Origin of the sequence: Caulobacter sp. BE254 (genome assembly GCF_031457295.1) — a bacterium.
In the GTDB taxonomy this organism is placed as follows: Bacteria; Pseudomonadota; Alphaproteobacteria; order Caulobacterales; family Caulobacteraceae; genus Caulobacter.
Genome location: NZ_JAVDWJ010000024.1, coordinates 1 through 19,353, shown reverse-complemented (window position 1 = coordinate 19,353; position 19,353 = coordinate 1). Strand labels below are relative to the sequence as shown.

The following is a 19,353-nucleotide window of genomic DNA, read 5'->3' as shown; positions in this document are numbered from 1 at the left end:
AAGTCTGAATGGCCGCCATCGAGGTCAACCCCGACCACGTCCGCGAATTCGTCGATGCCGACGCCTTCCACGACTGGCTCTCGCGTCACCACGACAAGCAGAGCGAGGTCTGGATCAAGATCCACAAGGTCGGCTCGGGCCTGCCCTCGATCACCCCCAAGCAGGCGATCGACGTGGCGCTGTGCTGGGGCTGGATCGACGCGGTGCGCAAGGGCTTCGACGACAAGAGCTTCCTGCAGCGCTACACGCCGCGCGGCAAGAAGAGCGTCTGGAGCCAGATCAATGTCGACAACGTCGCGCGCCTGATCGCCGAGGGGCGGATGACGCCGCACGGCCTGCGCCAGGTGGAGGCGGCCAAGGCCGACGGGCGCTGGGACCGCGCCTACGGCAGCGGCAAGGGCCTGAAGATCCCCGATGACCTGCAGGCCGCGATCGACGCCAGTCCACAGGCCAAGGCGATGCTGGGCAAGCTCACCGAACAGAACCGCTTTTCCCTGGCCTTTCGCGTCCACAACATGAAGACGGAAGCGGGGCGCAAGAAGAAGATCGAGACCTTCGTCGCGATGTTGGAGCGCGGCGAAACGATCTATCCGCAGAAGCCGCGGTAGGATTAGCGAGCCGATCGCGGCGAGGTCCGAGTCGGGCGGAAGCGGTCATTCGCGTTTATGGAATCACGACCTGGGAGAGCTGCGGTGAAGACAATGGCCAGGGCCTTCGCGATCTGCGCGACTTCACTCCTCCTCGCCGTCTCGTCGGGCGTCGCCACTGCTACCGCGCAGGCGAGCCGCGCTGAGGCGGCGGGCCCGTCCGGTTTCGCGAGCGGCGCGGATGTCCAAGCGCAGATCCGCCAGATGCTCGCCGAGATGAAACCCGATCAAGGGTTCATGTGGCGACCCTTGGTCCGCGACGGCGCGACCGTGGCGGCGATCGAAATATGGAGGAAGCCGGGCCGCCCCGCCGTTCACCCCGCCGAAGCGGAATACGCGATCGTGCTGGAAGGCTCCGGCACGCTCGTTTCGGGCGGGGCCATGGTCGATTCAAAGGCCACCAACGCCAACCTGGTCGAGGGAAGCCGGATCGAGGGCGGCGCGACACGGCCGCTCGGTCCCGGCGACGTCATCCTGATCCCCGCGGGCGTACCTCATTGGTTCGGGATCACCGGCGACCGGCTGGTGCTCCTGGGGATCAAATTGCCCGGCGCGAAATGACCGATCCGGGGGAGCGGCTTGGCGTCCCGTTTTGGGGGGCTCGGACGTCGCTAGAATTTCCTAGCGCCGAAAACGGACCCCATGAACGGCCGTCATGGGTGATGGGCGAACATCGCGGCCCAACAAGGCGGCCTTCAACCATGCCCCAAGCTCCTATAGGCAGTTCAAGACTTCTTGGGGGGTGATATGATCGACATCTTGGCCGGCTCCGCGAGGCTTCTCCTGGGCGCCGCCATCGGCCTCGCCTTCGGTACGGCGCACGCGGAGGAGGGGAAGGCAGCAGGAAGCGCACCCAGATTTCGCATCCTTCCGGCCTGCACGGCGGCCCCTGTTTCGGAAGCCTGCCAACGCTCCCTTACGGTCACGCGCGCCGAGGCCGTCGTACACAGCGCGCCCGACCAGGCGCTGAACTACGAACTGTACGGTCAGACGATCGACATCACCTTCAGGGCATCCGAAGCCGAACCCGACTTCGTCTTTGGCGACGCCCCGTATCTGTGTTGCGACCTGCAAACCTTTCTGCAGCCCGTCGCGCCGAATGTATGGGGCATCTCGATCGAGGCGCCGAAACTGAGCGCCGCCATCCTGGAGTTGACGCTCGGCAACCTAGCCAACAGCCCCGCGCCGAAGCGCGCCTTTCAAGGTCCAGACGCCACCCATGTACTGGTGCGCTACCAGGACGGCGGGCTCGTTCCCCAACGACGCACAATCAATAGCCACTACCTCAAGGAAAGTCGCGATATTTACGAGTATCGAGGCCGCTTGTGTGAGCACAGCCTTGTGGGCTGTAAGGTGATCTACCTAGCCGACGGCGCTCAGTTCTCGATCTTCCTGAACAATAGTCCATCTCCGAAGGATCTAAAGGCTTTGGATCTAATGGTGATAGTCGGCATCGCCAACCCGAGCAAAGACGACCAGTTCGGCGGCAAGCGCACCGGTGAACTTCTAGCCGACGCTGGTGACAATCCTGACTTCGACGCGTTCGAGCGCTTCGTAACCGAAGAAGTCATCCCTTTCGTCGAGTCGACGCCGGTCCCGCGAACCGCGCGCTCCGTCGGCGGTTGGTCGAACGGCGGCGCTTGGGCTCTGTCGGTCGCGCTCGATCGCAGCGACCTATTCGGCAGCGCGTTGGCGTTCTCGAACGGAACTTGGCAACCGCCCAGCCGCGCCGCGCCGGCAAAGGGCCTGAAGGTCAAGTTCGGCGGCGGAACCTTGGAGCGCTCCCCCAAGATCTTCGAGGCGGACGCTCGTAAAGTGGCCGCAACGGGCGCCTCCCTGGACGAGCACTACGTGGTGGGAGGACACAGCATCTCAACCTGGAACGCGCTTTTCTGGTGGGCAATAACGCCATGAAAAATCGGATCGAGTCCGTCGTCGCAGAGGGGCGCCACTTGCAGGTGTTCTGAAATCCGGACACTTCAAAGGACCGCAACGGGGGCCCGGGTCCTCACCCGAAGCGACGCCTCAAAACGCCCAGCGCCACCGTAAGCTGACGCCCGGCGCCGTCCCGCTGGACTTCTCCGGCCAAACCCGGCATAAGCGCCCCCTCGCGAAAGCCGGGACTCTGCCGATGCGGCGTTGTGTAACGCCGCTCGAGACCCTATTTTGCGATAACCAAGGCTCATAGCCCGAGGAATTCATGGCCCGCGTCACCGTCGAAGATTGCGTCGAGAAGGTTCCCAACCGCTTCGCTCTGGTCCTGCTGTCCGCCCACCGGGCGCGCGGCATCTCGGCCGGCGCCTCGCTGCTCGTCGATCGCGACAACGACAAGAACCCCGTCGTCGCTCTGCGCGAGATCGCCGACGACGTGGTCGACCACGAGGGCCTGAAGGAACAGCTGATCACCACGCTGCAGCGCGTGGACGAGCACACCGAAGCCGAGGAAGAGGCCGAAACCCTCGCCCTGCTGGCCGATCCCACCCACATGCAGATGAGCGAACTGGAACTGGTCCGCGCCCTGCAGAGCGACCGCGACGGCGGTCAGGAGGAGCGGTACTGAGCCCCGACGGCGCAGACCCTCTCATTCTCGAAGCGGCGCCCGCCGCCGCTCCTTCCGAACGCGCGCCCGACGCTCCTCCATCGCCTGGAGGGGAATCGGGCGCGTCTTCGTCTGTGGTTCCGGCCAACGATCCCGCGCCGGCCCCGCCTCTTCCCTCAGGCAAGCCCCGCCAGAAATTCCTCCGCCAGTACGAGCTGATCGAGCGCGTCCACGCCTACGATCCGACGGCGGACGAAGCCCTGCTGAACCGCGCCTATGTCTACGCCATGCGCATGCACGGCAGCCAGACGCGGGCCAGCGGCGACCCCTACTACGCCCATCCGATCGAGGTGGCCGGCATCCTGACCGAATACCGGCTGGACACCGCCACCATCGTCACGGCCCTGCTGCACGACGTGATCGAGGACACCCCGGTCACCAAGGAAGAGATCGCCAAGCTGTTCGGCGACGAGATCGGCGAGCTGGTCGAGGGCGTCACCAAGCTGTCGAAGCTGGAGCTCCAGGCCGAGCACGCCCGCCAGGCCGAGAACCTGCGCAAGTTCATCCTGGCCATCTCCAAGGACGTCCGCGTCCTGTTGGTCAAGCTGGCCGACCGTCTGCACAACATGCGGACGCTGCATTTCATCAAGAGCCAGGCCAAGCGCGAGCGCATCGCCCGCGAGACGCGCGACATCTACGCGCCCCTGGCCCGCAACATCGGCTGCCACCGCATCTGCACCGAGCTGGAGGAGCTGTCCTTCGAGCACACCAACCCGGTGGCCCGCAACGCGATCATCCGCCGGCTGGACACCCTGCGCGCCGAGCAGGGCGGGGCCGTGGCCCTGGTCAGCCAGGAGATCGCCGCCCGCCTGGAATCGTCGGGCCTGCCGGCCCGGGTGTTCGGCCGCGAGAAGTCGCCCTATTCGATCTGGCGCAAGCTGCAGCGCAAGTCGATCGGCTTCTCCCAGATGTCCGACATCTACGCCTTCCGGGTGATCGTCGACAGCGAGGAGGACTGCTACCGGGCCCTGGGCGTGGTGCATCGCGCCTGGTCCAGCGTGCCCGACCGCTTCAAGGACTTCATCTCGACCCCCAAGCGCAACAACTACCGCTCGCTGCACACCACGGTGGTGGGGCCGCGCGGCATGCGCATCGAGATGCAGATCCGCACCGAGGCCATGGACCGGGTCAACGAGGAGGGCGTGGCCGCCCACTTCCGCTACAAGGACGCCTCCTACGGCCTCGACCTGGAAGGCATGGAGGCGGCGGGCGGCCGCGATCCCCTGGCCAACCTGCGCCAGCTGGTCCAGGTGCTGGAGCACGGCGGCGACGCCGAGGAGCTGGTCGAGCACGCCAAGCTGGAGATGTTCCTCGACCAGGTGTTCGTGTTCACGCCCAAGGGCAAGCTGGTCAGCCTGCCGCGGGGCGCCATGCCGCTGGACTTCGCCTATGCGGTCCACACCAGCGTCGGCGACACCTGCATCGGGGTGAAGATCAACGGCGAGCTCAAGCCGCTGCGCACCCTGCTCAACAACGGCGACGTGGTCGAGGTGGTGCGCGGCTCCAAGCCCGTGGTGCCGCCGGACTGGCGCTCGCTGACGGTGACCGGCCGGGCAAGATCCGCCATCCGGCGGCATATCCGCCAGACCGAGAAGGAAGAGTTCCTGCGCCTGGGCCGGGCCTCGGTGGAGCAGGTGTTCGAGCGGGCCGGCAAGAAGCTGAAGGACGTGTCGCTGCGGCCGATCCTCGAACGCTACGCCCTCGACACCGAGGAGGCCCTGTTCGACGCCGTCGGCCGCGGTCGCGTCTCGCCCAGCCAGGTGCTGGAGACGGCCTTCCCGGGCATGAAGGACACCGACGTCGCCGTGGCCACGGCCCGGCGCAAGATCGAGGGCGGCACGGCCGCGCGGCTCTATGTGCGCGGCGGCGGCCTGACCCCCGGCGTTTCCTTGCATTTCGCCCATTGCTGCAGCCCGGTGCCGGGCGACCGCATCGTCGGCATCCTGCGCGAGGACGGAGAGGGCCTCGACGTCCACACCATCGACTGCCCGAAACTGGCCGAGTACGAGGACCGCGAGGATCTCTGGCGCGACCTGAACTGGACGGCCGAGGCCGAGCGCGAGACGGTGTCCCTGGCCCGGCTGCACGCCACCATCGGCAATGCGCCGGGGGTGCTGGGCCAGGTCTGCACGATCATCGGCGAGGCCGGCGGCAACATCGTCAACCTGCGCATGCACCACCGGCAGAGCGACTTCTTCGACGTCGACATCGACGTCGAGGTCCGCGACGCCAAGCACCTGACCAACATCTCGGCGGCGCTGCGGACGTGCCCGACGGTGGAGACGGTGGACCGGACGCGGGGGTAGGGCGCGAGAGCCTTCCTATAGTCCCGTCATTCCGGGCCTTGTGCCCGGAACCCCTCGTTCAGCCGACGGTGAAACGCCTTGGCGCGCTGGCGCGCCACCCCTCCGCACCTGCGGCGGACAAAGGGGTTCCGGGCACAAGGCCCGGAATGACGGCCGAGATTAACCCCGCACCACCCCGTGCAGCGCCTTCAAGGTCCGCAGCAGACCCGCCGCGTCGCTCAGCGGCAGGCAACTGGGGCCGTCGCACAGGGCCTTGTCGGGCTCGGGGTGGAACTCCAGGAACACCCCGTCCGCGCCGGCCGCCACGGCAGCCTTGGCGATGATCGGCACGCCCTCGCGGCGACCGCCGGTCGAGCCGCCGGCGGTGCGCGGGTCGGCGCCGGGCAGCTGGACGGAATGGGTGGCGTCGATGGTCACCGGCACGCCCAGGCTCTGCATCTGAGCGATGCCCAGCATGTCGACCACCAGGTTGTTGTAGCCGAACGAGGCGCCGCGCTCGCACAGCACGATCTGCAGGTCCGGGGCGGCTTCGCGGGCCTTGTGGACGATGTTCTTGCAGTCCCAGGGGGCGATGAACTGGGCTTTCTTGACGTGCAGCCAGCCGCCGGCCGCCGCCGTGGCCCGCGCGGCCGCGACGATCAGGTCAGTCTGGCGGCACAGGAAGGCGGGGATCTGCACCAGATCGGCGACGGCGGCCACCGGCTCGGCCTGGTCGACCTCGTGGATGTCGGTGGCGATCGGCACGTCCAGCTTGGCCTTGATCTCGGCCAGCATGGCCAGGCCGTCCTTCAGGCCCGGGCCGCGATAGCTGGTGATCGACGAGCGGTTGGCCTTGTCGAAGCTGGCCTTGAACACATAGGGCAGGCCCAGCTCGGCGGTGATCGCCTTCAGCTCGCGCCCGACCTCCAGGGCCAGCTCGACGTTCTCCAGCACGTTCAGGCCAGCGATCACCGCCAGCGGCTGGCCCGCGCCCATCGAGAGGTTCCAGCGCTTGAGGGTGACGACGGACATGGCGGGTCTTCCTGGTTGGGTCGAGCGGTTGGCGCGAGCTTATGCCTTAAGCGCGGCGACCGCGTCGAGGGTCGCGGCGGTCAGGGGCGAGGGCAGGGCGTCCAGGGCGTACCAGCCCCAGTCGGCCAGGGCCTCGGGTTCCTGGATCGCCGGCTCGCCCACGCAGCCGTCGGCGCGGTAGGTCACCGCCACCCAGTGGCTGTCCTGCGCGATCATGTCGGTGACGCACAGCACCGGGCCGGCGACGATGGTGATCCCCAGTTCCTCGAGGATCTCGCGCTCGGCGCAGGCGCGGCCGTTCTCGCCCCAGTCCAGCTTGCCGCCCGGCTGGCCCCAGCAGCCGGCCTCGGGCGGGCGGCGGCGCTGGACCAGCAGGATCCGGCCCTGGGCGTCGAGGATCGCCGCGCCGCAGCCTACGCGGGGGCGGGGAGGGGGGAAAGAATCGTCGGACATGGCTCCTTCCCTACACCGGTCAGCGCGTCGCGCCAGTCCAGGGTCTCGGTGATCTTGGCGAAGGTCGCCGCCACGCGGTTCACCTCGGCGACGCGGCGGTAGATGGCGGCATGGCCGGGCTTGCTGGCGCGCAGAGCCAGCAGGTCCAGGTCGTCGGCCTTCTTCGACAGATTGGCCGAGGTCTCGATCACGTGATTGGTCATGGGGAGCCACCTTCCAGGTTGCTCATCGTTTCCGCGGTCGCGGATCGGCTGGTCGTCGGGAGTTTTCCACGCACGCCTTACGCCGGCGGTCGTCGTCGCGACTCACAGGGCGGCAACATGCGGAACCTGGGGCGACTCGTGTCCGCCTTACGCACGCGGGGACCCGACCATAGCGGCTGAGCTGCGCCGTTGTTCCCCTCAGGGGCGAGTTCGCCGTTACGCGGTTTGTAGACTCGCGCCGCTCCGCCTATATCCCCCTCTCATGACCAACGATGACGTCCTCGACGAATTCCGCGCCGCCGGCGCCCTGCGCGAAGGTCACTTCGTGCTGTCCTCCGGCCTGCACAGCCCCGTCTTCCTGCAGAAGAACCTGGTGTTCATGCGGCCCGAGCGCTGCGCGCGCCTGTGCAAGGCCCTGGCCGAGAAGATCGTGGCCACGGTGGGCCAGCCGGACGTCGCCGTGTCGCCGGCCGTGGGCGGCATCATCCCGGGCTACGAGACCGCCCGCTGGCTGAACGTCGCCTCGATCTATGTCGAGCGCGAGGGCGGGGCCTTCAAGTTCCGCCGCGGCTTCCACCTGGAGCCGGGCCAGAAGGTGGTGATGGTCGAGGACATCGTCACCACCGGCCTGTCGTCGCGCGAGTGCATCGCCGCGATCCAGGCGGCCGGCGGCGACGTGATCGCCGCAGCCTGCATCGTCGATCGCTCGGGCGGCAAGGTCGATGTCGGCGTGCCGCTGGTGTCGTTGTGCAGCCTGGAGGTCCCGGCCTATCCGGCCGACGCCCTGCCGCCGGAGCTGGCGGCCGTGCCGATCGAGGATCCGGGCAGCCGGCGCCTGAAGGGCTGACCGGCATGCTGCGGCTCGGCGTCAACATCGACCACGTGGCCACGATCCGCAACGCACGCGGGGCCAGCTATCCCGAGCCGGTGCGGGCCGCCGAACTGGCCCTGGCGGCCGGCGCCGACGGCATCACCGCCCACCTGCGCGAGGATCGGCGCCATATCAGCGACGCCGACATCGTCCTGCTGACCGACCTGTGCCTGAAGCGGGGCAAGCCGCTGAACTTCGAGATGGCGGTCACCGACGAGATGGTCGGCATCGCCCTGCAGGCCCGACCGCACGCCGCCTGCCTGGTGCCAGAACGCCGCGAGGAGGTCACCACCGAAGGCGGCCTGGACGTGGTGCGCGGCAAGGTCCGGGTCGTCGAGGCTGTCGCCCGCCTGCGGACCGTCGGGGCGCGGGTTTCGCTGTTCATCGAGGCCGACCCCGCCCAGATCCGCGCCTCGGCCGAGGCCGGAGCCCAGGTCGTGGAACTGCATACCGGCGCCTATTGCGACGCCGCCCGAGAGGGCCAGGCCGACCGCGCCGCCGCCATCCTGCAACGGCTGAAGGCCGGGGCCGAGCTGGCCGCCAGCCTGGGCCTGGAGGTCCATGCCGGTCACGGCATCGACTACGCCACCGTCAAGCCGATCGCCGCCATCCCGCAGATCGCCGAGCTCAACATCGGCCACTTCCTGATCGGCGAGGCGATCTTCGTGGGCCTGCCTCAGGCCATGCAGCGGATGCGGGCCCTGATGGACGCGGCCCGCCTGGAGGTCGCGGCGTGATCATCGGGATCGGCTCGGACCTGTGCGACATCCGCCGGATCGAGAAGTCCCTCGAGCGCTTCGGCGACCGGTTCACCCACAAGGTCTTCACCGAGATCGAGCGCAAGCGGTCCGAGCGCAAGCCCGACCGCGCTTCCAGCTACGCCAAGCGCTTCGCCGCCAAGGAGGCCTGCTCCAAGGCCCTGGGCACCGGCCTGAAGCGCGGCGTGCACCTGGCGGGCATGGGCGTGGTCAACCTGCCGTCCGGCAAGCCGACCATGGCCCTGACCGGCGGCGCGGCCGCCCAACTGGCCTCGATGGTTCCCGAGGGCATGACGGCGGTGGTCCACCTGTCGCTGACCGACGACCATCCCTACGCCCAGGCCTTCGTGATCATCGAGGCGGTGCCGGCGACCTGAGCCTAGGTCCTCCCCCTGTGGGGCAGGGCTATCGCATATGAAGAACGAAAGGTGGACGGCCTGAGCCGTGCGTCCAATCGAGACCAAAAAGGCAGGCTCGTGAGTCTGTTTGGATTCGTTTTGTTCGCCTTTTGGTAGAGCTTGCCTCGATCCAACGCGGGCTCTCGATAGGATGAATCCATATGCGATAGCCCTGCCCTGTGGGGGAGGTGTCGGCGCAGCCGACGAGGGGGGGAGTGTTCGTCCCTCGGCAGCATCCCCCCACCGGCCTTCGGCCGCCTCCCCCACAGGGGCAGGGCTATCGCATATGGAAGAACGAAGGGTGGACGGCTTGAGCCGTGCATCCAGCCGAAGCCAGAAGGTTGGCTCGCAAGCCCGTTTGGATTCGTTTTGTTCGCCTTTTGGAAGAGCTTGCGTCGATCCAATACGCGCTCTCGATAGGGCAAATCCATATGCAATAGCCCTGCCCACAGGGGGAGGACCAAGAAGCGCGGCCCCTGCCTTGCATCCCGCATCCCCAGACGCCGCCTACGGCGCCGTTCTGGGACGGGGAAAGCACATGGCCATCTGGAGCGATGCCGAGATCAGGGCGGGGCGCGGTCGCCAGCCGAAGCCCTGGCAGGAGCGGCCGCTGGCTTGGCTGGTGGTCGGCTGGGGCTTCTTCGCCCTGGTGCTGCTGGCGATCCTCGCCACATTTTGACCCCGGACTCCAGGATCAAGCTGGGCCACGCGCCGGTCGGGGCGCGACGTCGCGCCGCGCAAGCCATGAAGGCGAGTTAACGGGCGCTGCGCTTGCCCCCGTCGTAAACCCCGTCTAGCTAGGCGCGTCGGGTTCGCCCGCCGTCCATTCCGTCGAGAGCCCCGCAGCGCATGACCGAAGCCGCCGACACCGAAACGCCCGACGACAAGGCCGGGGCGGTCAAGGAGTTCATCGAGATCGTCAAGACGGTCGCCTACGCCCTGGGCATCGCCCTGGTGTTGCGGGTGCTGCTGTTCCAGCCGTTCACGATTCCCTCGGCGTCGATGGAGCCCAACCTCTACCAGGGCGACTACATCATCGTGTCCAAGTACAGCTACGGCTGGTCCAAGCACTCGATCCCGTTCAGCCCGCCGCTGTTCGACGGCCGCATCCTGGGAAAGGCGCCCACCCGCGGCGACATCATCGTCTTCAAGCTGCCGCGCGACCCCAATGTCGACTACATCAAGCGCCTGATCGGCTTGCCCGGCGACAAGGTCCAGGTGCGCGGCGGCGTGGTCTACATCAACGGCAAGCCCTTGCCACGCAAGGAACTGCCCTCGGCCCTGGTCGACACCGGCTACGGCACGGTCCGGGCCGGCCGCTTCGAGGAGACCAATCCCGAAGGCCGCAAATACGCCACCCAGGACTACGGCCCCGACAGCGACGCCGACAACACCGGCGTCTATGTGGTGCCGCAGGGCTGCTACTTCTTCATGGGCGACAACCGCGACAACTCGCTGGACAGCCGCTTCGACCCCGGCGTCTCGGCCTTCAAGACCGGTCCCGGCACGTGCAAGTGGGACTACGCCAACGACCAGTACATCGGCATGCAGGAAGGCGTCGGCTTCGTGCCGGCCGAGAACTTGGTGGGCCGCGCTCAGCTGATCCTGCTGTCCTGGAACGCCGACGCTCATCTGTTCAAGCCGTGGACCTGGTTCACCGAGGCCCGGCCGAGCCGCTTCTTCCGCGTCCTGAAATGACGGCCAAGAAATGACAGATAGGCGCGCCGTCGCCGTCGGCGAGCTGGAGCGCCGGATCGGCCATACGTTCCAGGATCGCCAGCTGCTGGAGCTGGCCCTGACCCACGCCAGCGTGGGCGACGGGGCCAAGAAGGCCGGCGACAACGAGGTGCTGGAGTTCATCGGCGACCGCGTGCTGGGCCTGCTGGCCGCCGAGGCCCTGGCCGAGCGCTTTCCCAAGGCCAAGGAAGGCGAGCTGGCCCCGCGCCTGAACGCCCTGGTCAGCCGCGAGACCTGCGCCCGGGTGTCCCGCGCCGCCAATGTCGGCCCGGCCCTGCGCCTGTCGGCTTCCTCCAGCAAGATCGGCGGCCGCGAGACCGACTCGATCCTGGCCGGCGCCGCCGAGGCCTTGATGGCGGCCCTGTACCGCGACAGCGGACTGGAAACCGCCCGGCGCGTGTTCCTGGACCTGTGGGCCGACGAGTTCGAGCGCGCCAACCAGGGCAAGCCCCGCGACCCCAAGACCGCGCTGCAGGAATGGGCCCAGGGCAAGGGCAAGCCGCTGCCGACCTACGCCGTCAAGGACCGCAAGGGCCCGGACCACGCGCCGGTGTTCACGGTGCAGGTGACGGTCGCCGGCCTCGACCCGGTCCATGCCGAGGGCCGCTCGCGCCAGGAGGCCGAGAAGGCAGCGGCCAAGGCGCTGCTGGAGCGGGAAGGGGCGTCGGGGGCCTAGATCCTCCCCCTGTGGGGGAGGTGTCGGCGAAGCCGACGGAGGGGGGGAGTGGTCCGATCGATCCGAAGTACCGCCGCCCGCCTACCAATCCCCCCACCGATCACTTCGTGATCGCCTCCCCCACAGGGGGAGGGGCTTTTTCGGCGCATCGGTGCTACACGCACCCGCAATGACTGAAACCACCTCCCCAAACCAAACCACCCGCGCCGGCTTCGCCGCCATCATCGGCGCTCCGAACGCCGGCAAGTCCACCCTGGTCAACCGCATGGTCGGGGCCAAGGTCTCGATCGTCACCCAGAAGGTCCAGACCACCCGCTTCCCCGTGCGCGGCGTGGCCATGACCGGCGACACCCAGATCGTCCTGGTCGACACCCCCGGCATCTTCACCCCGCGCCGGCGCCTGGACCGGGCCATGGTCCGCTCGGCCTGGAGCGGGGCCGAGGACAGCGAGGTGGTCGTCCACCTGGTCGACGTCCAGGCCGAGCTGGCCGCCCGCGAGCGTCGCGCCACCCCGGGCGAGCACCGCTCGGTGCAGGACGTCCAGACCATCATCGAGGGCCTGAAGGCCGCCAACCGCCAGGTGATCCTGGCGCTGAACAAGATCGACGGCGTCAAGCGCGAGACCTTGCTGGCCGTCGCCCACGACCTCTACGAGACCGGCGTCTATTCGGAAGTCTTCATGATCAGCGCCGGCACCGGGGCGGGGGTCGACGACCTGCTGGCCAAGCTGGCCTCGCTGATGCCGGAGGGGCCCTGGCTCTATCCGGAAGACCAGACCGCCGACCTGCCGGCCCGCCTGCTGGCCGCCGAGATCACCCGCGAGAAGATCTATCTGCGCGTCCACGAGGAGCTGCCCTACGCCGCGTCGGTCGAGACCACCGCCTTCGAGGAACGCCCGGACGGCAGCGCCCGCATCGAGCAGACCATCTATGTCGAGCGCGACGGCCAGCGGGCCATCGTGCTGGGCAAGGGCGGCGAGGTGATCAAATGGATCGGCAAGTCCTCGCGCGAGGAACTGGAAGACATCCTCGACCGCAAGATCCACCTGTTCCTGCACGTGAAGGTCAAGGAGAACTGGGCCGAGGAGCGCGGTCTGTTCAACGACATGGGCCTGGATTTCGACGTTTAAGGACCGCGGAGCCTTCGTCCGCAAATCTCCGTTGTCATCCCGGAAGCCTCGCAGAGGCTGTCCGGGACCCAGGGGACTGGGCCAGCGCGGTGCAGCCGCCCTGGATCCCGGCTCTCCGCTTCGCTACGGCCGGGACGACAACCCATTTGACGGGCCGACACCTCTTGACTTCGCCGCCCGCACCCTGTCCTTGAAACCAGAACAGACAGGGAATATCGCGCCGTGAGCAAGCTCGACATCGCGCCCGCCCAGGCGGCCTCGCCCAGCGTCGACCTGGACGCCTATTTCGCTCGCATCGGCTATGACGGCCCGCGCGAGCCGACGCTGGACGTGCTGCGCGCCCTGCACCAGAAGCACCCCGACGCCATCGTCTTCGAGAACCTCGACGTGCTGATGGGCAAGGCGATCAGCCTGGATCCGGCCGAGGTCGACGCCAAGCTGATCGCGGCCGGGCGAGGGGGCTATTGCTACGAGCAGAACGGCCTGTTCAAGCGGGTGCTGACGGCCCTGGGCTTCGAGGTCACCGGGCTGATGGCGCGGGTGCTGTGGATGGTCCCCGACCACCTGCCGCCGCGCCCGCGCTCGCACATGGTGCTGGCCGTGCGGGTTCCGGACGACGACACCGTCTGGCTGGCTGACGTCGGCTTCGGCGGCTGCGTTCTGACCGGGCCGCTGGCGCTGTTCTCCGACGCGGTCCAGGCCACGCCCAACGGCGATTTCCGCATCCTGCCGGTCGACGAGTTGGGCGGCGAGCGGCAGGTCCAGGCCAACCTCTCGGGCCGCTGGGCGGCGACCTACCAGGTGGCGCTCGGCGCCTGGGCCGACCAGGACTACGAGCAGGCCAACTTCTACACCTACGCCCATCCCAGCTCGCACTTCACCTTCAGCCTGACGGCCGGCCGCACCACGCCGACCGCCCGCTACGCCCTGAAGAACAACCGCCTGACCCACCGCGACGCCGGCGGCGCCCTGGTCGAGCAGCGCGACCTGTCGGCCGACGAGTTGGAAGCGACCCTGCGCGAGGTGCTGCGCCTGCCGGTCGAGCCCGAATGGCGGCCGCTGATCGAGACGATCGTGGGCTGGGGAACCCAAGCCTAGATGGAGTGGGAAGACGAAGCCTTCGTGCTGTCGGCGCGGGTCCACGGCGAGACCGGGGCGATCGTCGAGCTGTTGACCCAGGACCGGGGCAAGTTCGCCGCCCACGTCTCGGGCGCGGCCTCGCGGCGCATGAAGCCGTTCCTGCAGGCGGGGGCCAAGGTCATCGCCCGCTACCGCGCCCGGACCGGCGACCAACTGGGCGCGGCCAGCCTGGAGCCGATGGGCGAGGGGCCTTCGTCGCTGTTCGACGAGCCGCTGGCCCTGTCGGGCCTGTCGGCCGCCGCCGCGGTCGCCGCCGGGGCCCTGCCCGAGCGCGAGGCCCATCCCGGGGCCTTCCACGCCCTGGAGGCGCTGATCGCCGCCCTGGCCATCCCGGCGATCTGGCCGGCGGTCTATGTGCGGTTCGAGGCCGGACTGCTGCAGGACCTGGGCTTTGGCCTGGACCTGTCCCGATGCGCCGCCACCGGCGCGCTGGACGACCTGGTCTATGTCAGCCCGCGCACCGGCCGGGCGGTCAGCCGCGCGGCTGGCGCGCCCTATCACGACAAGCTGCTGCCCCTGCCGCCGTTCATGCTGTCGGCCCAGGGCGGACTGGTCGACGGCGACGTCAAGGCCGGGCTCGACATCACCGGCCACTTCCTCGAGCAGTTCGTGTTCCACCCGCTGAACAAGCCGCTGCCCCCGGCCCGGGTGTGGCTGCTGGACCGGCTGGGCGAGGCGGGGCGGTTGTGAGGACTGAAACCTCCCCGTGTGGGGGAGGCGGCCGAAGGCCGGTGGGGGGAGTGGTCCCGCATCAGCCAACTCCCCCCTCCGTCGGCTGCGCCGACACCTCCCCCACAGGGGGAGGATTTGAGCCCCGGACATCTGCTACTGTGCCTTTCACGCGTAACGAATCTCCCAGATGAACAAACCAGTCCTCCCCCCTGGCGGTCCCGGCGACGGCGATCGCATTCTCGACGAACCGCTGAGCGAGGCGCTGTCCAAGCGCTACCTGGCCTATGCGCTGTCGACGATCGGCTCGCGGGCCCTGCCCGACGTGCGCGATGGCCTCAAGCCCGTGCACCGTCGCGTGCTGCACGCCATGAACAACATGCGCCTCAACCCCGAAGGCGCCGCGCGCAAGTGCGCCAAGGTGGTCGGCGAGGTGATGGGTAACTTCCACCCGCACGGCGACCAGTCGATCTACGACGCCCTGGTCCGCCTGGCCCAGGACTTCGCCCAGCGGGTGCCGCTGGTCGACGGCCAGGGCAATTTCGGCAACATCGACGGCGATAACCCCGCCGCCATGCGCTACACCGAGTGCAAGATGACCGCCGCGGCCATGCTGCTGCTGGACGGCATCGACGAGGACGCGGTCGACTTCAAGCCGTCCTACGACGGCCAGGACGAGGAGCCGGTGGTCCTGCCGTCGGGCTTCCCCAACCTGCTGGCCAACGGCTCGTCTGGCATCGCCGTGGGGATGGCCACCTCGATCCCGCCGCACAATCCGGCCGAGCTGATCGACGCCTGCCTGCTGCTGCTGGGCAAGCCCGAGGCGACCACCGCCGAGATCCTGGAGCGCGTGCCGGGGCCGGACTTCCCGACCGGCGGCGTGATCGTCGAGTCCCGCGAGAGCCTGCTGGAGACCTACGAGACCGGTCGCGGCGGCGTACGCACCCGCGCCCGTTGGGAAAAGGAAGACACCGGCCGCGGCACGTACCAGATCGTGGTCACCGAGATCCCTTACCAGGTCAAGAAGTCCGACCTGGTCGAGCAGCTGGCCGACCTGATCGACAGCAAGAAGGCCGCCCTGCTGGGCGACGTGCGCGACGAGAGCGCCGAGGACATCCGGCTGGTGCTGGAGCCAAAGTCCAAGAACGTCGAGCCCGAAGTGCTGATGGAGAGCCTGTTCAAGCTCTCGGCGCTGGAAAGCCGGTTCCCGGTCAACATCAACGTGCTGGACGCCAAGGGCACGCCGGGCGTGATGGGCATCAAGCAGGCCCTGATCGCCTTCCTGGCCCACCGCCGCGACGTGCTGACCCGCCGGGCCCGCCACCGCCTGGCCAAGATCGAAGCCCGCCTGCACATCCTGGACGGCCTGCTGATCGCCTACCTCAATCTGGACGAGGTGATCCGCATCGTCCGCTACGAGGACGAGCCCAAGCAGAAGCTGATGGCAGCCTTCGCCCTGTCGGACATCCAGGCCGACGCCATCCTCAACACCCGCCTGCGCCAGCTGGCCAAGCTGGAAGAGATGGAGATCCGCCGCGAGCACGCCGAACTGGTGGAGGAGCGCGACGGCATCCTGGGCATGCTGGCCAGCGACAGGAAGCAGTGGGACCTGGTCGGCACGGGCCTGCGCCAGGTGCGCGCCACCCTGGTCAAGATCAAGCATCCGCACGACAAGCCGCGCCCCACCGGAGTGATCGGCCGCTCGATCTTCGAGGACGCGCCGGTGGTCGACGCCGACGCCGCCCTGGAGGCGATGATCGTGCGCGAGCCGATCACCGTCATCCTGTCGGACCGCGGCTGGATTCGCGCCGCCAAGGGCAAGATCGACGACCCGTCGGAGCTGAAGTTCAAGGAAGGCGACAAGCTGGGCTTCCTGGCCCCGGCCGAGACCACTGACAAGCTGCTGCTGTTCACGTCGGACGGCCGGTTCTTCACGATCAGCTGCGCCAACCTGCCGTCGGCGCGCGGCCATGGCGAGCCCGTGCGGATGATGATCGAGCTCGACGACAAGGTGAAGATCATCGACATGTTCCCGTTCAAGGCCGGGCGCAAACGCTTCCTGGCCTCGAAACAGGGCTACGGGTTCCTGATGCCGGAAGAAGAGGCCCTGGCCAACCGCAAGGCCGGCAAGCAGGTGCTGACGGTCGACTCGGCCGGCGCCGCCTTCTGCCTGGAGGCGACGGGCGACCAGATCGCGGTGATCGGCGACAATGGCAAGATCCTGATCTTCCCGCTGGAGGAGCTGCCGGAGATGCCGCGCGGCAAGGGCGTCAAGCTGCAGTCCTACCGTGAAGGCGGATTGCGCGACGCGATCTCGTTCACCACCGAGGGTGGCGCCTTCTGGATCGACACGGCCGGCCGTCGCCGCGACTGGACCGAGTGGAAGGACTGGATCGGCCGCCGGGCCGGCGCCGGCAAGCTGTCGCCCAAGGGCTTCCCGACGTCCAAGCGGTTCCGGCCCAAGTGATGTCGCCAATCTCTGTCATCCCGGACAGGCGCATGGCGCGCCGATCCGAGACCGACCCGAAGCGTCGTGCTTCCGTCGGTCCCGGATCTGCGCTTTGCTTCGTCCGGGATGACGGGGGTTGATGTGATGACCGGGATGTTCAGGCGCACCGCCAGCGCCCTGGCCGGCCTGCTGGGGCTGGCGGCGGCTGGTACGGCGGGCGCCGCGCCCTTGCCCATGGCCAAGCCCGAAGCCGCCGGGTTCTCGGCCGAGCGGCTGCGCAGGCTGGACGAGACGATGCAGACCCTGGTCGACCAGGGCCAGATCGCCGGCGGCGTCACCGTGCTGGGCCGCCACGGCCGGGTCGTGTCGCTGAAGACCTTCGGCAAGCGCAGCCTGGAGACCGGCGAGGCCATGCCCGCCGACGCCATCTTCCGCATCCGCTCCGAGACCAAGGCGGTCACCGGGGTGGCGATGCTGATCCTCTACCAGGAGGGCCGTTGGAAGCTGGACGACCCGATCACCGAATACCTGCCGGAGCTGGCCGACCTGCGGGTGGCCTCGGGCCTCGACGCCCAGGGACGGCCGATCCTGACCCCCGTCAGCCGCCCGCCGACCATGCGCGAGCTGATGACCCATACGGCCGGCTTCGCCTACGGCCTGGCCGACGATCCGGCCAGCCTGGCCGACCAGGCCTATTACCGGGCCGGGGTGCTGCAGTCCGACAGCCTGGACCACCTGGTGCGCAAGGTGGCCATGCTGCCGATGTACGCCCAGCCGGGGGTGATGTGGCGCTACAGCGTCGCCGCCGACCTGCAGGGGCTGATCGTCGAGCGCCTGACGGGCCAGACCCTGCCGGTGTTCATGGAAGAGCGGATCTTCCGTCCCCTGAAGATGAAGGACACCGCCTTCTGGGCTCCGGCCGAGAAGCTGCCGCGCCTGGCCGCGCTGTATGACGGCGATCCGGCCACCGGCAAGCTGATCCCGGCCAGCGAGGGACCGTGGCGCGACGTCTCCAGGCCGCCGGCCGCGCCGTCCGGGGGCGGGGGGCTGTTGTCCACCGCCGGCGACTTCGCGCGCTTCGCCCAGATGATCCTGAACGGCGGCGAGCTGGACGGCGTCCGCGTGCTGCAGCCCGAGAGCGTGGCGCTGATGCGGTCCAACCACCTGCCGCCCAGCTTCCAGGTCACCACCAACGGCACGACGGGCGTGCTGCGGCCGGACCAGAAGCCGTTCCCGTTCAGCGCGGGCATGGGCTACGGCCTGGACGTGGCCGTGGCGGTCGATCCCCACCTGTCGGGCGCGCCGGTCGGGCCCGGCACGATCAGCTGGGGCGGCAGCGCCGGCACCTGGTTCTGGATCGACCCGGCCAACGACCTGTTCTTCATCGGCATGATCCAGCGCCTGGGCGGCGTGGGCTCGGGCCTGGACGCCACCACCCGCACGGTGGTCTACCAGGCTTTGGAAAGACCGCCGGTCAAGGAAGCCCGGCTGAACTCTTCGTCGCGCTGAAGGATTACAAGTCCTTCACTTCGTGAATACGACGTCATGAAGCAGACGTAACGGGTCTTCGTGGAGAAGTTTGGCCAATCTACCTCTCGAAGGCGACGCGGACGGCGTCGCCAGGACAGGGGAGGCCGACATGGGCCGTTTCATCGCCAGGCTTTCGACGATCGCGGTGCTGGGCCTGGCGGCCCTGCCCGTGCTGGGCCTGACCCAGGCGGCCCAGGCCGCGCCGGCCAAGCCGCCGGTGCTGGCCACGATCCCGGTCGGCGACCTGGACCTTTCCCGTCCCGACGACGCCCACAGGCTCAAGGCCCGCATCGAGACCGCCGGCGAAACGGTCTGCGACGCCCGAGTCCGGGCCGAGCGCCTGGACCGCTGGTCGGCGAAGGCCTGCCGTATCGACATCCGCGACGAGGTCCAGTCCAAGCTGACGCGCAAGCAGGCCAGAGCCCTGCGCGCGATCGGCGGCTGACCTATCAGATCCTCCCTCCGGGGAGGTGGCGGGAGCGTCGGGCGCGCCACATGGCCCGGCCGTTCTATCCCTCAAAACGCTCACGGCGTCGCATGTCCCCACCCCCAAGGGGAGACGCCACGAGGCTCCCGCCGAGTTGTCGATGAAGTCGGGGGCGCCGAGGATCCCGCTCGCCGCGGCCGGGGACGCGCACTCACGGCAAGACACCGGCCGGTTTGCAGGGCGCTGGTTGTGAGCGCGTGTCCCCAACGGACCCGCTGAGTTTGGTGTTGAGGTCTCATGACGCCGTGGGTGGCGTTGGGGACATGCACTCACCCAGAGGCCGTGGATCG

The 19,353-nt window shown here is 68.6% G+C and carries 20 protein-coding genes; 17 read left to right on the top strand and 3 right to left on the bottom strand.

Going from position 1 to position 19,353, the window contains the following annotated elements; genetic code table 11:
• Positions 1 to 8 precede the first annotated feature (8 nt).
• From J2X41_RS24735 to J2X41_RS24715, 5 genes are all read left to right on the top strand, one after another.
• Complete coding sequence (locus J2X41_RS24735; protein WP_310087161.1) at positions 9 to 608, top strand: YdeI/OmpD-associated family protein; 600 nt, start codon at positions 9 to 11, stop codon at positions 606 to 608.
• Positions 609 to 701: 93 nt separating this feature from the next.
• Positions 702 to 1,208, top strand: a complete 507-nt coding sequence (locus J2X41_RS24730; RefSeq protein WP_310087190.1) for a cupin domain-containing protein — start codon at positions 702 to 704, stop codon at positions 1,206 to 1,208.
• A 186-nt stretch (positions 1,209 to 1,394) separates the two neighbouring features.
• Entirely contained in the window at positions 1,395 to 2,561 is a 1,167-nt protein-coding gene (locus J2X41_RS24725; protein ID WP_310087159.1) for an alpha/beta hydrolase-fold protein, read from the top strand.
• 286 nt (positions 2,562 to 2,847) lie between these two features.
• On the top strand, positions 2,848 to 3,207 hold the full coding sequence (rpoZ, locus tag J2X41_RS24720; RefSeq protein ID WP_007671240.1) for a DNA-directed RNA polymerase subunit omega: 360 nt from the start codon (positions 2,848 to 2,850) through the stop codon (positions 3,205 to 3,207).
• A gap of 113 nt (positions 3,208 to 3,320) precedes the next feature.
• Entirely contained in the window at positions 3,321 to 5,552 is a 2,232-nt protein-coding gene (locus J2X41_RS24715) for a bifunctional (p)ppGpp synthetase/guanosine-3',5'-bis(diphosphate) 3'-pyrophosphohydrolase (RefSeq protein ID WP_310087157.1), read from the top strand.
• 159 nt (positions 5,553 to 5,711) lie between these two features.
• Here J2X41_RS24715 and kdsA read toward each other — a convergent pair whose 3' ends face one another.
• From kdsA to J2X41_RS24700, 3 genes are read right to left on the bottom strand one after another with little or no spacing between them, the layout of a single operon-like run.
• On the bottom strand, positions 5,712 to 6,563 hold the full coding sequence (gene kdsA / locus J2X41_RS24710) for a 3-deoxy-8-phosphooctulonate synthase (RefSeq protein ID WP_310087155.1): 852 nt from the start codon (positions 6,561 to 6,563) through the stop codon (positions 5,712 to 5,714).
• A 39-nt stretch (positions 6,564 to 6,602) separates the two neighbouring features.
• Positions 6,603 to 7,016, bottom strand: coding sequence for an NUDIX domain-containing protein (locus J2X41_RS24705; protein ID WP_310087152.1), 414 nt, complete (start codon positions 7,014 to 7,016; stop codon positions 6,603 to 6,605).
• Positions 6,977 to 7,219 (bottom strand): hypothetical protein, encoded by a 243-nt coding sequence (locus J2X41_RS24700; protein ID WP_310087150.1) that lies wholly within the window; start codon positions 7,217 to 7,219, stop codon positions 6,977 to 6,979. Before J2X41_RS24700 ends, J2X41_RS24705 begins: the two co-directional genes overlap by 40 nt.
• 262 nt (positions 7,220 to 7,481) lie before the next feature.
• Here J2X41_RS24700 and pyrE point away from each other — a divergent pair, with 262 nt between their 5' ends.
• The 12 genes from pyrE (at position 7,482) to J2X41_RS24640 (ending at position 19,021) form a co-directional block, all read left to right on the top strand.
• Complete coding sequence (gene pyrE, locus J2X41_RS24695; protein WP_056759729.1) at positions 7,482 to 8,066, top strand: orotate phosphoribosyltransferase; 585 nt, start codon at positions 7,482 to 7,484, stop codon at positions 8,064 to 8,066.
• A 5-nt stretch (positions 8,067 to 8,071) separates the two neighbouring features.
• Complete coding sequence (locus tag J2X41_RS24690; RefSeq protein ID WP_310087148.1) at positions 8,072 to 8,827, top strand: pyridoxine 5'-phosphate synthase; 756 nt, start codon at positions 8,072 to 8,074, stop codon at positions 8,825 to 8,827.
• The gene (acpS, locus tag J2X41_RS24685) at positions 8,824 to 9,225 is read left to right on the top strand and encodes a holo-ACP synthase (RefSeq protein WP_310087146.1); all 402 of its coding nucleotides are present in this window, start codon (positions 8,824 to 8,826) and stop codon (positions 9,223 to 9,225) included. The genes J2X41_RS24690 and acpS overlap by 4 nt, the downstream gene beginning before the upstream one ends.
• Positions 9,226 to 9,784: 559 nt before the next feature.
• Complete coding sequence (locus J2X41_RS24680; protein ID WP_310087144.1) at positions 9,785 to 9,925, top strand: hypothetical protein; 141 nt, start codon at positions 9,785 to 9,787, stop codon at positions 9,923 to 9,925.
• Positions 9,926 to 10,095: 170 nt separating this feature from the next.
• A complete protein-coding gene (lepB, locus tag J2X41_RS24675) occupies positions 10,096 to 10,944 on the top strand; it encodes a signal peptidase I (RefSeq protein ID WP_310087141.1) in 849 nt (282 codons plus the stop codon).
• A gap of 10 nt (positions 10,945 to 10,954) precedes the next feature.
• The gene (gene rnc / locus J2X41_RS24670) at positions 10,955 to 11,659 is read left to right on the top strand and encodes a ribonuclease III (RefSeq protein ID WP_310087139.1); all 705 of its coding nucleotides are present in this window, start codon (positions 10,955 to 10,957) and stop codon (positions 11,657 to 11,659) included.
• A gap of 169 nt (positions 11,660 to 11,828) precedes the next feature.
• Positions 11,829 to 12,788: a GTPase Era gene (era, locus tag J2X41_RS24665; protein ID WP_310087137.1), complete on the top strand. Its 960-nt coding sequence runs from the start codon at positions 11,829 to 11,831 to the stop codon at positions 12,786 to 12,788.
• Positions 12,789 to 13,010: 222 nt separating this feature from the next.
• Positions 13,011 to 13,886: an arylamine N-acetyltransferase gene (locus tag J2X41_RS24660; protein WP_310087135.1), complete on the top strand. Its 876-nt coding sequence runs from the start codon at positions 13,011 to 13,013 to the stop codon at positions 13,884 to 13,886.
• On the top strand, positions 13,887 to 14,618 hold the full coding sequence (recO, locus tag J2X41_RS24655; protein ID WP_310087133.1) for a DNA repair protein RecO: 732 nt from the start codon (positions 13,887 to 13,889) through the stop codon (positions 14,616 to 14,618).
• Between the two features lie 169 nt (positions 14,619 to 14,787).
• Complete coding sequence (gene parC / locus J2X41_RS24650) at positions 14,788 to 17,064, top strand: DNA topoisomerase IV subunit A (RefSeq protein ID WP_310087131.1); 2,277 nt, start codon at positions 14,788 to 14,790, stop codon at positions 17,062 to 17,064.
• Positions 17,065 to 17,190: 126 nt separating this feature from the next.
• Positions 17,191 to 18,555, top strand: a complete 1,365-nt coding sequence (locus J2X41_RS24645; protein ID WP_310087129.1) for a serine hydrolase domain-containing protein — start codon at positions 17,191 to 17,193, stop codon at positions 18,553 to 18,555.
• A gap of 130 nt (positions 18,556 to 18,685) precedes the next feature.
• Complete coding sequence (locus tag J2X41_RS24640) at positions 18,686 to 19,021, top strand: UrcA family protein (RefSeq protein ID WP_310087127.1); 336 nt, start codon at positions 18,686 to 18,688, stop codon at positions 19,019 to 19,021.
• Positions 19,022 to 19,353: the final 332 nt, after the last annotated feature.